Here is a 15,310-nt window from a genome sequence, read left to right as displayed (position 1 = left end):
ATGCAGATAAATAATATTTCAGACAGAGAAGCAATGTTTTTTCTGTCAAGTTTAGCGGAGCTCGGTTATGCTTCAAAGCGTGCTATATATGAGAATATTAAACCTTTATACAGTATTTTTGAAATGAACTTTGAAAATTTAAAGATGAAAGTAAAACTAAGTGAAAAGCAAATTAAGGCTGTTTTAGGATTAAAAATTAAACTAAATGAACTACATGAAAAATATCTGTCTTTAGATGAAAGAAAAATAAAGTTTATACTTCCGTTTGAAGATGATTATCCCAAAAAGCTTTTGGATTTAAGAGATTATCCTTTCGGCATATTTGTAAAAGGTGATATTCCAAGGCAGAGAAAGAGCGTAGCAATAGTGGGCAGTAGAGGTGCAAGTGAATATGGATTTGGAATGGCAAAGTTTATTGCACAGGAACTGGCTGCAAATGATGTGGATATAATAAGCGGAATGGCACTTGGAGTCGACAGTATGGCACATGAGGGTGCTGTTATTTCTAAAGGAAAAACTTATGCAGTACTTGGCACAGGAGTAAATGTATGTTATCCTGATAGCAATTTTACTCTATACAATAAGTTATGTAGTGAAGGCTTTGGAGGTGTTATATCTGAATTTCCTTTGGGAACAAATCCTTTAAAGTTTAATTTTCCTATAAGAAACCGTATTATTTCAGGTCTGGCGGATATTACTGTAGTAATAGAAGCAAGACTTAAGTCGGGTTCACTTATAACGGCAACACATGCCATAGAACAGGGGAGAGAAGTATTTGCACTACCGGGAAGAATAACAGATTGTATGAGTCTTGGATGTAATAAATTGATATCCGACGGTGCCGGTATTATAACCTCACCTACGGATATTTTGGAAGCACTTGATCTTAATGTTGATAAAAAAATTCAAGTATATAATGAAAAAAACTCTAATATACTTGCAAAGAATGATAAAAAGGTTTATAGTTGCCTTGATTTAAAACCGAAATATATAGATGACATAATCAAAGAAAGCGCTTTAGACATCTCTCAAGTGCTTAGCTCACTTTTATTACTTGAATTGGAAGGTTTTATCGTACAAGTATCATCAAATTATTATTGTAAGAGATTAAGTTAGTAAGGGGTTAAAATGGCTGGAAGTTTAGTGATAGTGGAGTCGCCTGCAAAGGTAAAGACCATTAAAAAATATTTAGGTTCGGGGTATGAGGTTACGGCGTCAAACGGGCATGTGCGGGATCTGCCTAAATCCACAATGGGTATTGATGTTGAAAATGACTTTGAACCGAAATATATTACCATAAGAGGCAAGGGCGAGTTACTTGCTAAACTGAAAAAAGATGTTAAAAAAGCTGATAAAATATATCTTGCAACCGACCCTGACCGTGAGGGTGAGGCAATAAGTTGGCATCTGTCAAAGGCTTTAAAACTTGAAGACAGTGAAAAAAAGGTATTTCGTATCAGTTTTAATGAGATTACAAAAAATGCAATAAAAGAGGCTATTAAGCATCCAAGAAATCTGGATATGAATCTTGTGGATGCGCAGCAGGCGAGAAGAGTATTGGATCGTATGGTGGGATACTCTATCAGCCCTCTACTTTGGGCAAAGGTAAAAAGAGGATTGTCTGCCGGTAGAGTGCAGTCTGTAGCTCTTCGAATGATATGTGACAGAGAAGCACAAATAGATGAGTTTATTCCTGAGGAGTATTGGACTCTTGAAGCCGAGTTTTTGACCGAGCACTCAAAAAAGACTGTAAATGCCAAGTTCTATGGTAAAAAGAGTAAGCTTGCCATAAACAATAAAGCTGAGATGGATAAAATATTAAAGGCATTAAAGGGTGCTTCATATGTGGTTTCAGAGATAAATGAGGGTGAAAGAGTAAAGAAGGCTCCTATTCCGTTTACAACATCTACCTTGCAACAGGAAGCCAGCAAAAAGTTAAACTATTCAACTCAAAAGACAATGAGGCTTGCACAGCAATTATATGAAGGTGTGGAAGTAAAGGGCAAGGGAACAATAGCTCTTATAACATATTTGCGTACAGACTCAACCAGAATAGCTGCCGAGGCAGATGCCGCTGCAAGAGAGTTTGTAGATAAAAGCTACGGATCTGAATATGTTTCAAAAAATGTTGTTACAAAGACAAATAACAATAATGTTCAGGATGCACACGAGGCTATAAGACCTACAGATGTGAATCTTACTCCGGCAATGGTTAAAGAATCTTTGCCAAGAGAGCTTTTCAGACTGTATCAGCTTATATGGAAGAGATTTGTTGCCAGCAGAATGGAAAATGCAAAGTATAAGACTACTTCAGTGAAGCTCAGTGCAGGAGATTATATCTTTACTATGTCCGGCTCAAAAATAGTATTTGACGGATTTATGAGTGTTTATACTGATGATGATGAAGAAGAAAAGGTAAGTTCGGATGCTGTTATCGGAAAGCTTAAGGTAGGAGATGAACTTAAACTTGAAAAGCTTTTGGATGTACAGCATTTTACACAGCCGCCTGCACATTTTACGGAAGCAAGTCTTGTAAAGGCATTGGAAGAACAGGGAATAGGACGTCCGTCAACATATGCACCTACTATTACTACAATTCTTGCAAGACATTATATTGTTAAAGAGCAAAAAAATCTCTATGTTACCGAGCTTGGACAGATTGTAAACTCTATGATGGTTAACTATTTCGGGAGCATAGTGGATAAGGAATTTACGGCAAATCTTGAGCAATTACTGGATTCTGTAGGTGACGGAAGTGTAAATTGGAAAACTGTTGTATCAAACTTTTATCCGGATCTTGAGTCGGCAGTAGAGCAGGCTTCAAAGGAGCTTGAAAATGTAAAGCTTGCTGATGAAGTTACAGATGTGATATGTGAAAACTGTGGAAGAAACATGGTTATAAAATATGGTCCGCACGGAAAGTTTTTAGCATGTCCGGGATTCCCCGAATGTAAGAATACAAAGCCGTATCTTGAAAAGATAGGAGTTAAATGTCCTAAATGTGATGGTGAAGTAGTAATAAAGAAGACTAAGAAGGGAAGAATATACTATGGTTGCAGCAATGCGCCTGAATGTGATTTTATGTCATGGAATAAGCCTTCTTCTATAGCCTGTCCAAAATGCGGCTCATATATGGTTGAAAAAGGAAATAAGCTACTTTGCATGAATGAAGAATGCGGATATTCCGAGAATAAGCCAAAAGAAGAATAAATATTTAAAGTTAAACGACCGACTTAATAAGCCGGTCGTTTATTTACACACAAATACTTTATTATAGCTGCTTTGTTATTCCTTATCATCATCTTTTTTATCAAGATTTCTTATCTGTTTTGTTATTACAAGATATGCATATATTATTACAGGCATTACAATATCTATAAACAATAATACAAAAAGCAATCTGATATTGTCTGAGAATATTGCAACAAGAACAGTTGAGATCAAACTGAATATAAGTAAAAGTAAGATTATTATCGCAAAAAACTTTTTCATTTTCATATTAATTTTCCTCCAGACTTAAAGTCAGTTCTTCCCACTCGTTCATAAGCTTTTCAAGCTTTTCTTCCAGAGCTGTTTTTTCTTTTTGCAGTTCCATAAGCTTACCTACATTTGAGGAAATCTCAGGATCGGCAAATTCCTCATCGATAAGAGCAAGTTTTTCTTCAAGTTTTTCTATTTCCTTTTCACATTTGTTCAAGGCATTTGTTACTTTCTTTTTTTGAGCCTGTGCAGTCTTATTTTCAATCCATTCCTGTTTTGAATCTGAGATTTCTGTAGGTTTTTCTTCTATATTATTATTTGAAAGATTGGCTGCACCTTCTACCGCCTCTCTTTTTTCAATATAGTAATCATAATTTCCTATATAGTTAAGTAATCTGTTTCCTGTAAGATCAAGAATCCTTGTTGCGGTCTTATTGATAAAGTATCTGTCATGTGATACATAGCAAATAGTACCCGGGAAACTGTTTAAGGCACTTTCAAGTACATCCTTACTTAGAATATCCAAATGGTTTGTAGGCTCATCCAAAAGCAGGAAATTTGCTTTTGATAACATAAGTTTAACCAAAGATACTCTGCCTCTTTCTCCACCTGAAAGATCACCGATCTTTTTATACACATCCTCACCTGTGAAAAGAAAAGCTGCAAGTATGTTTCTTATTTGAGTATTGTTCATCTCAGGGTAAGTATCTGAAATCTCATCAAACAAAGTCTTGTCCATATGAAGTACCTGGTGTTCCTGATCATAGTACGCAATGGAAACATTTGACCCGTAGATTACTTCACCGGTATCAGGAGTTAAAAGTCCGTTTATAATCTTTAGTAGGGTAGTCTTTCCTGTACCGTTATCACCTATAATAGCGACTCTTTCCCCTCTTTTTATTTCAAAATTTATATTTGAAAAGAGATGCTTTTCATCAAAACTCTTTGACAAATCATGTACTGTAAGCACATCCTTACCGCTTTCTTTTGAAATATCCAAAGAGAGTCTCATATTTTCTATATGAGTTTTTGGAGCTTCGACTCTTTCAATCTTTTCAAGTTGTTTTTGACGGCTCTCGGCTCGTTTTATCGACTTTTCTCTGTTAAATTGCTTAAGCTTTGTAATAACAGCTTCCTGATGTTTTATTTCCTGTTGCTGATTCAAATATTCCTTCATTTTGGCATCTAAAAGCATCTGCTTTTTTGCGGAGAAGTCTGAATAGTTTCCGGAATACATTTGGACTTCGGCGTTTTCAATATCTATGACCTTACTAACTATCTTATCAAGAAAATATCTGTCATGTGAAACTATAATTACCGCACCCTTATAGTTTAAAAGATAGGATTCAAGCCATTCTATACTTCGAAGATCCAAGTGGTTTGTAGGCTCGTCAAGTAAAATAATATCAGGTTCTTCTAAAAGCAGTTTTGCAAGGAAGACTCTTGTTTTTTGACCTCCTGATAATGTATTTATCTTTCTGTCAAAATCATTTTCATCGAATCCGAGTCCTTTTAAAATACCGATGACTTTACTCTTTGCGGCATATCCGTCCATCAGCTCATAACTGTGAGTAAGAGCGGTATATGAAGAATATAACTCTTCAAGTGCCTCGCCTGAAAGATGTTGCATCTGTTCCTGCATCTCTAACATTCTTTTTTCCATGTTAAGGATATGCTCTATAACTGTATATAGCTCATCTATAATACTTAATGTGGAATCTACATTATTTATCTGTCTTAAGTATCCGAGTTTTGCATCCTTTGCAAGTATAACATTACCGCTGTCGGCATGTTCCTCACCTGTAAGTATTTTTAGCAGTGTGGTTTTTCCGGCACCGTTTACACCGACAATGGCAACTTTTTCATGTTCATTGACTAAAAAATTTGCATCTTTTATTATCTCATTGCTTCCGAAAGACTTTGAGATATTTGTAGCATTTAAAATCAAAATTTGCCTCCTTAGCCATATAATCCACATAAGTATAGCTTAAATACATGCTTAAATGCAAGACAATTCATGATACAAATGAAGCCTTTATATGCTCAAAAACTTAATAAAATATATAATATTCACCATATATATCTGTATTGACATTTATATTAATAGATAATATACTAATTGTAGAATTCTTAACAAATGGAATTGCTGAGAATAATTTATAAATTGATATTTGGAACGGAATAAATATGGAAGAAAGAAAAATATCCAGAGCAGTCATTTCAAGACTGCCAAGATACTATAGATACTTAGGTGAGCTGTCAGAAGAGGGTGTTGAAAGAATATCCTCAAAAGAACTCAGTGAGAGAATGAAGGTTACGGCTTCTCAAATCAGACAGGATTTAAACAACTTTGGAGGTTTCGGACAGCAGGGATACGGATATAATGTAAGATATCTGTATAATGAAATCGCAAAGATTTTGGGAATTGACCGTCAGCATAATATTATAATAATAGGTGCAGGTCATTTGGGACAGGCTATTGCAAATTATGCAAACTTTGAAAGAAGAGGTTTCCTTATCAAAGGAATGTTTGATGTGGATCCTAATCTTTTCGGAAAAACTATACGTGGTGCAAGAGTGTATTCTCTTGATAACCTTGAGAAGTTTGTATCTGAAAATGATATACAGATAGCGGCACTTACAATACCGAAGACCAGAGCAATGGAAGTTGCGGACAGACTTATAAAGTCGGGAATAAAGGCAATCTGGAATTTTGCACATACAGATTTGGTTGTACCTGATGATGTAGTTGTTGAGAATGTGCATCTTTCAGAATCTCTTATGAGGCTGTCATATAGAGTCAGTAATGTAGATGCTGTTCCTTTTGAAGGGAAGTATGATTAGAGGGATCGGCACTGATATAGTCGAAATAGACAGAATATCAAATGCAATTAAAAAGGAATTTTTTTTAAAGAAGGCTTTCAATGATAGTGAAATAGATATGGCCGGAGGCAGAAACAGAGACAGTTTTCTGGCCGGAAATTTTGCTACAAAGGAAGCCTTTGTAAAAGCATTGGGAACAGGTTTCAGAGGTGTTGAACTTAAGGACTTGGCGGTACTCAGAGATGAACTTGGAAAGCCTTTTATAAAAATCTGTAATAATTCAAACAGACATTTACAAGGAATTGATGAGAATAAAATCCATGTATCCATAAGCAATACCGACTCATTGGCAATTGCAATGGTAGTAATAGAAACAGACTAATATGTGGAGATGGGGATATGAGAATTCTTGATGAAACTGCATTAAAATATATACCTGAAAGAATTAAGAATGCAAATAAAGGCAGCTATGGGCATGTTCTGGTTATTGCCGGAAGTAACGGAATGAGCGGTGCCGCATTTTTGAGTGCAATGGCGGCATATCGTTCAGGCGCAGGTTTGGTTAGAATACTTACGGTAAGCAAAAATCGTACAATTTTACAAACACTTTTACCTGAAGCAATAATAACAACTTATGATGAGAGAGAAGCATATGAGAATAAGGAATGCTTTATAAATAAGATTAAGTCATGTCTTGATTGGTCAAGCGTAGTGGTACTTGGACCGGGACTTTCTACAGATTATTATGCTAAAATCATTGTAGAATATGTTTTAGCCGAATGTTATGTTCCTATGATAATAGATGCGGATGCTTTGAATATTATTGCAGCTGATGCTACACTTACAAAGTATTATACAGATAATATTATTATCACTCCTCATATAGGGGAGATGTCAAGATTGATAGATGTATCTATAGATGATATATTATCGGATCCGGTAAAGTATGCCGAGGAATATGCAAATAAATACGGTATTACAGTAGTTTTAAAATCTCATCAAAGTGTTATCGCCGCAAAGGAGGATACATTTATAAATAAATCCGGAAGTGCAGCCATGGCAAAGGCCGGAAGCGGAGATGTTCTATGCGGTATAATTGCAGGCATGTTTTGTCTTGGCATAGATGATGATATGGCTGTGGCGCTTGGAGTTTTCATACACGGCATGGCCGGCAGTATTGCCGGTAAAAAATATGGAGAGCACAGTATTTTGGCAAGAGAAATTATAGATAATATAGGTGAAGTGCTTAATAGAAGGAAGAGAAATGGACTCATATAGACGTGCTTATGCAAAGGTTGATCTGGATGCAATAAAGCATAATTTAACAGTTACAAAAAAAGCTTTAAAAGAAAATATGAAACTGGCGGCAATTGTAAAGGCTGACGGTTATGGACATGGAAGTGTTCCCGTATCATTATATATAAAAGATATTGTGGACTTTTTCTGCGTAGCTACACTTGAAGAAGGTGTTAATCTTAGATACCATGGTATCACAAATCCTATTTTGATACTGGCATGTATTCCAAGAAACAGCTACAAAGAATCAATAGTATTTGATATAAGGGAATCGGTTTTTACGCTGGATCAGGCTAAGAAAATAAATGAAGAAGCCGAAGAGCTTGGGAAAAAGATATCTATTCATATAGCAATAGATACAGGTATGAACAGAATCGGTTTTAAGCCTACAAAAGAGAGTGCAAACATTATAAAAGAAATAAGTGAAATGGGAAATATCGAGATTGAAGGTATTTTCACACATTTTCACAGTGCTGATGAAAGTGATCTTACGTCTGCAAAAGAACAGGAGAGCTTATTTAGGCAATTTTTGGATTTACTAAAGAGTATGGGAATAGAACCTCCTATAGTACATGCTTCAAATTCAGCGGCTATAGTAAACGGTATCGGTACAGACTTTGATATGGTGCGTTTGGGAATTACAATATATGGTGTTGCGCCTTCAAATGAAGTGAATTTGACCGACTTTGACTACAGGCCGGCATTAAGTATTTACTCAACAATTACATATATAAAGAGAATAAAAGCAGGTGAATGTGTAAGTTACGGCGCCACTTTTAAAGCTGAAAAAGATATGGACATTGCTACAATTTCCTTCGGATATGCAGACGGCTATCCCAGAGATTTGAGTAATAAGGGATATGTATTGATTAACGGAGTAAAATGTAATATTATCGGTAGAATATGCATGGATCAGACAATAGTAGACGTCAGCAATGTTCCAAATGTTAATATAGGAGATACGGTAGTTATTTTAGGAAAAAGCGATGGATACAGTATAACTGTAGACGAGCTCACAAAAGATTCAAATACTTTTTCCTATGAATTTATTTGCGGTATTAATAAGAGAGTACCGAGACTTTACTATTCAAATGGTGAATATGTTGGTAAAAAGGACTATATAAGAGATTTATACACTATGATATAGTCCTTAAAAGTTTTAGATATAAGATAAGTAGGAGTTTTTCATGGACGATGCTCATTCGGCATTATTAATTATAATTTGTGTAATTGTATTATTTATTAATTTTTCGATTCATTCGTTTAATTCAGCTATAAATGAGCTGAACAGTTCGGATATTGACGAGGATAAGAACGGGGAAAGACTGAAGTTTCATATAGAAAATATCGGTAAAGTACTTTACTGTATGTATATAATAAATGTTCTTTCCGGAATATTTTTCGGATGGTTTTTTGTCAGATCGTTTTCATCCGGTATAAAATCAATTTTATCAAGTTTTTTACCCTTATCGGTATCCACGGTTTTTTCTATACTGATTGTATTATTACTGTTTTGTATATTTTTTGTTGTGTTCGGTATATCAATACCGAACAAGCTTGCAAGAAAAGCGCCCAAAAAAAGTGCTTATACATTTATGAACATTTCAAGTGTTTTGATTTTTCTTTTTTTACCGGTTATTTATATTGTTGACAGCATTTCATATGTTATTTTGAAGGTATTCGGACTTGATATAAAGGCACAGCTGGAAACTGTAAGTGAAGAAGATATAATGAGTATGGTAAATGAAGGCCATGAGCAGGGTATCTTTGAAGGTTCTGAAGCTGAAATGATCACAAATATCTTCGAGCTTAATGATAAGCAGGCAAGAGATGTTATGACACACAGAAAAAATGTTGTATTTATAAACGGTGAAGACAGCTTACAGACTGTAATTGATTTTATGCTTACTTCAGGTATCAATTCCAGATATCCTGTGTATGATGATAATATAGACAGCATAATGGGTATTTTAAATATGAAAGATGCGCTTATATGTGAAAATACGTCAGATTATCAGAATACTTCAATCAAGGATATACCGAATATTTTGAGACCGATTACATTTGTTCCGGAAAATAAAAACCTTGTTACATTGTTCAAGGATATGCAATCTCAGAAAAATCATATGGTAATTGTAGTGGATGAATATGGACAGACCTCAGGTATAGTTACTATGGAAGATATACTTGAAGAGATTGTAGGAAATATAATGGATGAATACGATGAAGATGAGGAGCTTATAAAAGAGCTTTCTGACGGTTCATTTATAATGAAGGGAATGACTCCACTGTCTGATATAGAAGATATTTTAAATATAAAATTTGAAGAAGAGGAGTTGGAAAATTTTGATACTATAAATGGTCTTATGATATCAAGACTTGACAGGATACCGGAGGATAATGAGAAATTTGATATAATAATGTACGGCTATGAGTTTAAAGCCTTACATGTATCAAACAGAATGATCAATACCATTAAAGTAACAAAATTAAAAGAGGATGAAAAGCTTAACGAAGAATAAATTTTTTTTACCTTTAAAGATGTTTAAGGACAGGGAGTATCTCAGAAGAGTATTATATATAGCACTTCCGGTATCGTTCCAAACATTTTTAAAAATGATAGTAAATTTTGTAGACACTGTAATGATAGGAAAGTTGGGGGAGACCGCCATTGCAGGTGTAGGGTTGGCAAATAAATATTTCTTTGTTTTTATATTGTTGATATTCGGAATAGAAAGCGGTACCGGAGTATTGGCATCACAATACTGGGGAAACAATGATATAAAAAACATAAGAAAAGTACTTGGAATCGGACTGTTATTATCAATTACCGGTAGTATTATTTTTTCGTCTGTTGCATTTATTATGCCGGATAAATTGATGATGATATTTACGGAATCTGATAATGCGATTGCTATAGGTGCCGCTTATCTGGGTGTTGTATGTATTTCGTATCCATTTACTGCTGCAACCGATATATATGTATCTATAATGCGTGCAGTAGGAGAAGTAAAGGTACCGGTTATATCAAGTATTTTTGCAATTATAGTTAATATTATATTGAATTATATTTTGATATTCGGTAAATTCGGCATGCCTGTACTTGGAGTTGTAGGTGCGGCTGTTGCGACAGTAGCGGCAAGAATTTTTGAATTTTTATTGACAATTATACTTATATCAATAAAGAAATCACCTATCATATGTTCCGTAGCAAAGTTAAATCCGTTTTCAAGAGAGTTAATAACACAGTTTGGAAAAACGGCTTTACCTGTAATAATAAATGAATTTTTCTGGGGAGTAGGTACCACACTTTTTTCTGTAGCATATGGAAGAATGGGAGATGCCGCTATAGCTTCGATAACCATTTCAACTGCATTACAGGATTTGCTGGTAGTATCTTTCCAGGGAATTGCAATAGCAACAGTAATTATACTTGGAAATGAGATGGGAGCAAATAATCTCAAAAAAGCTAAAGAATATGGCTCATATTCTTATGTTTTAACTTTTTTAGTAGGACTTTTTGCATCCATACTTATTATGATATTCAGGATACCTTTCGTATCACTCTATAAAGTTTCCGATAATGTGATAGAGAATGTAAAGTTATGCCTTATGGTGTTTGCTTTTTTCTTCCCTTTTAAAGCGATTGCAACTGTAAATATCGTAGGTATACTTAGAAGCGGAGGAGATACATTGGCTTGTCTGTTCTTGGATTTATCTGCAGTTTGGCTTATAGGTGTACCCATGGCATTTATTGGAGGATTATATTTTAAATTTCCCATTTATATAGTTTATGCAATGGTACTTTCATCGGAAGTTTATAAAGCATTGGTAGGATACATCAGATACAAACAGGGGAAATGGTTGAAAAACCTTGCCATAGAATTGACAGCAAATTAATTTCAGTATAAAATAGTTTTTTGGATTAGTAAATAAAGGAGATATTATGTCAGGACATTCAAAATTTGCAAATATTAAACATAAAAAAGAGAAAAACGATGCTGCAAAGGGTAAAATCTTTACTGTAATCGGAAGAGAGATAGCAGTAGCGGTAAAAGAGGGCGGACCTGATCCGAACAATAACTCAAGACTTAGAGATGTTATTGCTAAGGCAAAGGCAAACAATGTACCAAATGATACAATTGAAAGAGGTATTAAAAAAGCTGCAGGTGATGTAAACTCAGTAAACTATGAGCAGAACACTTATGAGGGATATGGTCCTAACGGTGTTGCAATAATTGTTGAGACATTGACAGATAATAAAAACAGAACTGCAGCAAATGTAAGAGCCGCTTTTACAAAAGGTGGCGGAAATATAGGAACACCGGGCTGTGTATCATTCATGTTTGATAAAAGAGGACAAATCCTTATAGATAAGGAAGAGTGCGACATGGATGCGGATGAGCTTATGATGGCCGCACTTGACCTTGGTGCGGAGGATTTCAATGACGAAGAGGACAGCTATGAAATACTTACAGATCCTGAGAATTTCTCAGCAGTAAGAGAAGGACTTGAGAAGCTTGGTATACCGATGGCTGATGCGGAGGTCACAATGATACCTCAAAACTGGGTTATACTTTCAGATGAAGAAGATATCAAGAAGATGAACCGTATTTTGGACCTGTTAGATGCGGAAGATGATGTACAAAATGTATATCATAGTTGGGATGAGTAATATGACATTACCAAAGGATCCGGTGATGTTATTATCACTTATAAATACAAAGCTCCGAGATTATAATTCATCATTGGATGATTTTTGTAAAGAGTATAATTTGGATAAAGAGTATATTACAGAAAAGCTTTCAATGATTGATTATCACTATGATGAATTCAAAAACAAATTCGTATAAGTGGCTTACCGGGAATACTTAGTTTTTAATTTATTTCCATTTAATTTTTTTCTTATATTTTTATGCAATATAAATAATTCTATTTGTGAATATTTTATATTGAATATATTAAACTTATAAAGTAGTATTTAGATAGTTAGTAATAGTTAACTGCTTGAATACTACTTTTTTATTTGGAGGGATACAAGGATATGAGAAGTATAGGTAAAAAATATAGTATATTTATTGTTGCCATACTTAATTTGTTAATGTTTATTATAAGTTGTATAGTATTTTATTGGTCCGGATATATTCGTGATCAATATAATATAATGAACGACGGAGAATACTTTGATACTTTTTATTTATTTTGTATTGTTATAATTGAGATATTTGTATTCTCTTTAATATATTTTTTAAGACAATATAAATTGGGAATATATAAAGTATTTTATCTATTGTATATAGTTTTACTTATATTGTTTGTATCTAAAACTATAAATTGTATTATATACTATAACAATTATAGTATATAAGAGTATATAAAAGAGTATTACAGAGCTAAAAGAACGGTATTTATTGTTTTTAAGTTTTATTTACATAGATATAACTATTCGCAAAACTCAAGTTTAACGAATAGTTTATACAATAAAAATATAGAGAGTTTAATGACCTTAACTCTCTATATATACGCTACTTTGACAGCTGCAATAACACAGCATTTATTATTGCTGCGCATACATTACTTCCGCCTTTGTTTCCGTCACATATTATTGCAGGTATATTACTTTGCTTTACAAGTTCTTTTGCTTCTATTACATTTACAAAGCCTACAGGTGCCGCAACTATAAAATCAGGCTTATACTTATCCAATAGTTCATTGATCCTTATAAGTGCTGTAGGTGCATTACCAACTGCAAATATTATCGGGATTTTTTTACCTGTCAAAGCTTCTTTTTCTTCGTGCATTTTATATGCCAGATCTATAGCCGCATTTGCTCTTGTCGTATTATTTTTCTTTGCATATTCTATGGTCTTATCGTCGGCAATTAAGCATAAAGGTTCAATACCGAATTTACCGGTCAAAATACGCTTATTGATACCGCTAAGTGCCATATTTGTATCTGTAAATATCATTGCACCGGATTGTATACAATCTTTAATTGTTTGCAATGCATTGTTTTGGAAAATGACATTATTTTGATAATCAAAATCCGCTGTTGTATGTATTGTCCTTTTTACTACCAAAAGCTCATCTTCTGAGTAAAATTTCAGTCGATTTTCATCCATCCGGGATGTCAATATTTCAAAACTCTTCTTTTCTATATCTTCAGGTCTTACTTCTAACATAAAACTCCTTTTCTATATTTACTTTTCTGATTTATCCAGTATATTAAGTATTGCATTTATATCCAATGATTCCTCAATTAAATCAGCCAGTAGTTCATATTGTGACTCTTTGTAGAGATCAAAATCATAAATATTTGTATCTATTGTAATTTTCTTACCTGTTTTCCTTATTAATCCGGAAATAATTGCATCTACAAAATTGTCATTTTCAAATATACCATGTATATAGGTACCCATTATATTATTATTTACAAAACCGCCATTGTCAGTAATATCGGACTTTGTAAAAGGATTCTCTTTAGGATCTATTGTACTTCCCATGTGAATTTCATAGCCCTTTATAGTGGAATTGCATAAATCAATAAAATCAGGTGTATTTATTATTTCTGTTTCAGTTTGTCTTGTTGTTTTCTCTTTTGCAAATATTGTGCTGAAATTTAAAAGTTTTAAACCTTCTTCAGTACCTCCTTCTTCCACTCCGTATTCATCTATAAGCTCATTTCCAAGCATTTGGAATCCTCCACAGATTCCGATAATATTTTTTTTAGACAGATTAGTATGAGTAAATCCCATATTTTTTAGCCATCTTAGATCGTACAAGGTATTTTTTGTACCTGGGATTATAACAAGATCCGCATCTTCCATTTCCTTTGGAGTGCTGATATATTTCATTACAATTTCTTTTCTTCTGCTAAGCGGATTGAAGTCTGTAAAATTTGAAATATGAGGTAACTTTATAATTGCTATATTTATCTTTTTTGTATTAAATGTTACATTATTTGTTTCCAGTCTTTCAGATAAAGAATCTTCATCATCTATATCTATCTTTCTCATTGGTATAACACCCAATACCGGAATATCTATATTTATTTTTTTAAAATGCTCTGCCAGCATATTAAATCCCGGTGTAAGTAAATTCTTATCACCTCTGAATTTATTTATAACTATGCCCTTTATTCTTGCTTTAGCGTCATCATCCATTAAGGCAACAGTACCGTAAACAGATGCAAATACACCGCCTCTGTCTATATCGGCAACCAAAATAACAGGAGCATCAACAAGCTTTGCTAAACCCATATTTACTATATCATTTTCATTTAAGTTTATTTCAGCAGGTGAACCTGCCCCTTCTATAACGATGATATCATATGATTCACAAAGCTTATTATATGCTTCAAGTATATATGGTATAAATTTTTTCTTGTTTTTGTAATACTCAGAGGCTCCCATATTTGCATGAACTTTGCCGTTTAGAATCACCTGACTTCCTGTATTTGAAGTAGGCTTTAAAAGTATAGGATTCATTTCAACAGAAGGTTTGATACCTGCCGCTTCCGCCTGCATTACCTGTGCTCTGCCCATTTCCATTCCGTCTTCCGTTATATAAGAATTCAGAGCCATATTCTGTGACTTGAAAGGTGCTACTTTGAAACCTTTTCTTTTTAACATTCTGCAAAGTCCGGCAACCAGAAAACTTTTACCGGAGTTTGACATTGTGCCTTGAACCATTATAACTTTTGTCATATATG

14 protein-coding genes are annotated in these 15,310 nt (G+C 34.0%); 10 read left to right on the top strand and 4 right to left on the bottom strand.

All coding sequences use genetic code 11. The features are described 5' to 3' along the window. Entirely contained in the window at window positions 1-1,116 is a 1,116-nt protein-coding gene (dprA, locus tag HMPREF1495_RS11535; RefSeq protein WP_034214992.1) for a DNA-processing protein DprA, read from the top strand. Window positions 1,117-1,128: 12 nt separating this feature from the next. Next, a complete protein-coding gene (gene topA / locus HMPREF1495_RS11530; protein ID WP_034214990.1) occupies window positions 1,129-3,210 on the top strand; it encodes a type I DNA topoisomerase in 2,082 nt (693 codons plus the stop codon). A gap of 75 nt (window positions 3,211-3,285) precedes the next feature. Here topA and HMPREF1495_RS11525 read toward each other — a convergent pair whose 3' ends face one another. Both HMPREF1495_RS11525 and abc-f read right to left on the bottom strand, forming a co-directional pair. Next, window positions 3,286-3,498, bottom strand: coding sequence for a cell division protein DIVIC (locus tag HMPREF1495_RS11525; RefSeq protein WP_198013562.1), 213 nt, complete (start codon window positions 3,496-3,498; stop codon window positions 3,286-3,288). A 1-nt stretch (window position 3,499) separates the two neighbouring features. Beyond that, entirely contained in the window at window positions 3,500-5,428 is a 1,929-nt protein-coding gene (abc-f, locus tag HMPREF1495_RS11520) for a ribosomal protection-like ABC-F family protein (RefSeq protein WP_034214988.1), read from the bottom strand. 239 nt (window positions 5,429-5,667) lie between these two features. Between abc-f and HMPREF1495_RS11515 the strand changes: the two genes are divergently transcribed. Genes HMPREF1495_RS11515 through HMPREF1495_RS11480 form a run of 8 tightly spaced genes read left to right on the top strand, consistent with a single transcriptional unit; the run spans window position 5,668 to window position 12,452 of the window. Next, on the top strand, window positions 5,668-6,324 hold the full coding sequence (locus HMPREF1495_RS11515) for a redox-sensing transcriptional repressor Rex (protein WP_009662054.1): 657 nt from the start codon (window positions 5,668-5,670) through the stop codon (window positions 6,322-6,324). Beyond that, the gene (gene acpS, locus HMPREF1495_RS11510; RefSeq protein ID WP_034214985.1) at window positions 6,317-6,685 is read left to right on the top strand and encodes a holo-ACP synthase; all 369 of its coding nucleotides are present in this window, start codon (window positions 6,317-6,319) and stop codon (window positions 6,683-6,685) included. The genes HMPREF1495_RS11515 and acpS overlap by 8 nt, the downstream gene beginning before the upstream one ends. A 17-nt stretch (window positions 6,686-6,702) precedes the next feature. After that, a complete protein-coding gene (locus HMPREF1495_RS11505) occupies window positions 6,703-7,581 on the top strand; it encodes an NAD(P)H-hydrate dehydratase (RefSeq protein ID WP_034214983.1) in 879 nt (292 codons plus the stop codon). Beyond that, window positions 7,568-8,746, top strand: coding sequence for an alanine racemase (alr, locus tag HMPREF1495_RS11500; RefSeq protein WP_034214981.1), 1,179 nt, complete (start codon window positions 7,568-7,570; stop codon window positions 8,744-8,746). The genes HMPREF1495_RS11505 and alr overlap by 14 nt, the downstream gene beginning before the upstream one ends. 40 nt (window positions 8,747-8,786) lie before the next feature. Further along, window positions 8,787-10,121: a hemolysin family protein gene (locus tag HMPREF1495_RS11495; protein ID WP_034214979.1), complete on the top strand. Its 1,335-nt coding sequence runs from the start codon at window positions 8,787-8,789 to the stop codon at window positions 10,119-10,121. A 19-nt stretch (window positions 10,122-10,140) separates the two neighbouring features. Then, the gene (locus HMPREF1495_RS11490; protein WP_007592009.1) at window positions 10,141-11,499 is read left to right on the top strand and encodes an MATE family efflux transporter; all 1,359 of its coding nucleotides are present in this window, start codon (window positions 10,141-10,143) and stop codon (window positions 11,497-11,499) included. 46 nt (window positions 11,500-11,545) lie between these two features. Continuing rightward, a complete protein-coding gene (locus HMPREF1495_RS11485; protein ID WP_034214978.1) occupies window positions 11,546-12,274 on the top strand; it encodes a YebC/PmpR family DNA-binding transcriptional regulator in 729 nt (242 codons plus the stop codon). Window position 12,275: 1 nt separating this feature from the next. Then, on the top strand, window positions 12,276-12,452 hold the full coding sequence (locus tag HMPREF1495_RS11480; RefSeq protein WP_034214977.1) for a DUF4250 domain-containing protein: 177 nt from the start codon (window positions 12,276-12,278) through the stop codon (window positions 12,450-12,452). 672 nt (window positions 12,453-13,124) lie between these two features. Here HMPREF1495_RS11480 and HMPREF1495_RS11470 read toward each other — a convergent pair. Together HMPREF1495_RS11470 and HMPREF1495_RS11465 are read right to left on the bottom strand one after the other, a co-directional pair. Beyond that, complete coding sequence (locus HMPREF1495_RS11470) at window positions 13,125-13,781, bottom strand: precorrin-8X methylmutase (RefSeq protein ID WP_034214975.1); 657 nt, start codon at window positions 13,779-13,781, stop codon at window positions 13,125-13,127. An 18-nt stretch (window positions 13,782-13,799) separates the two neighbouring features. Beyond that, on the bottom strand, window positions 13,800-15,305 hold the full coding sequence (locus HMPREF1495_RS11465) for a cobyric acid synthase (RefSeq protein ID WP_034214973.1): 1,506 nt from the start codon (window positions 15,303-15,305) through the stop codon (window positions 13,800-13,802). Between the last annotated feature and the right edge of the window lie 5 nt (window positions 15,306-15,310).

The sequence above is a fragment of the Lachnoanaerobaculum sp. MSX33 genome, from assembly GCF_000512995.1.
Lineage (GTDB): Bacteria > Bacillota > Clostridia > Lachnospirales > Lachnospiraceae > Lachnoanaerobaculum.
The sequence above is the reverse complement of the archived record's forward strand: the minus strand, read 5'-3'. Positions and strand labels throughout refer to the sequence as shown.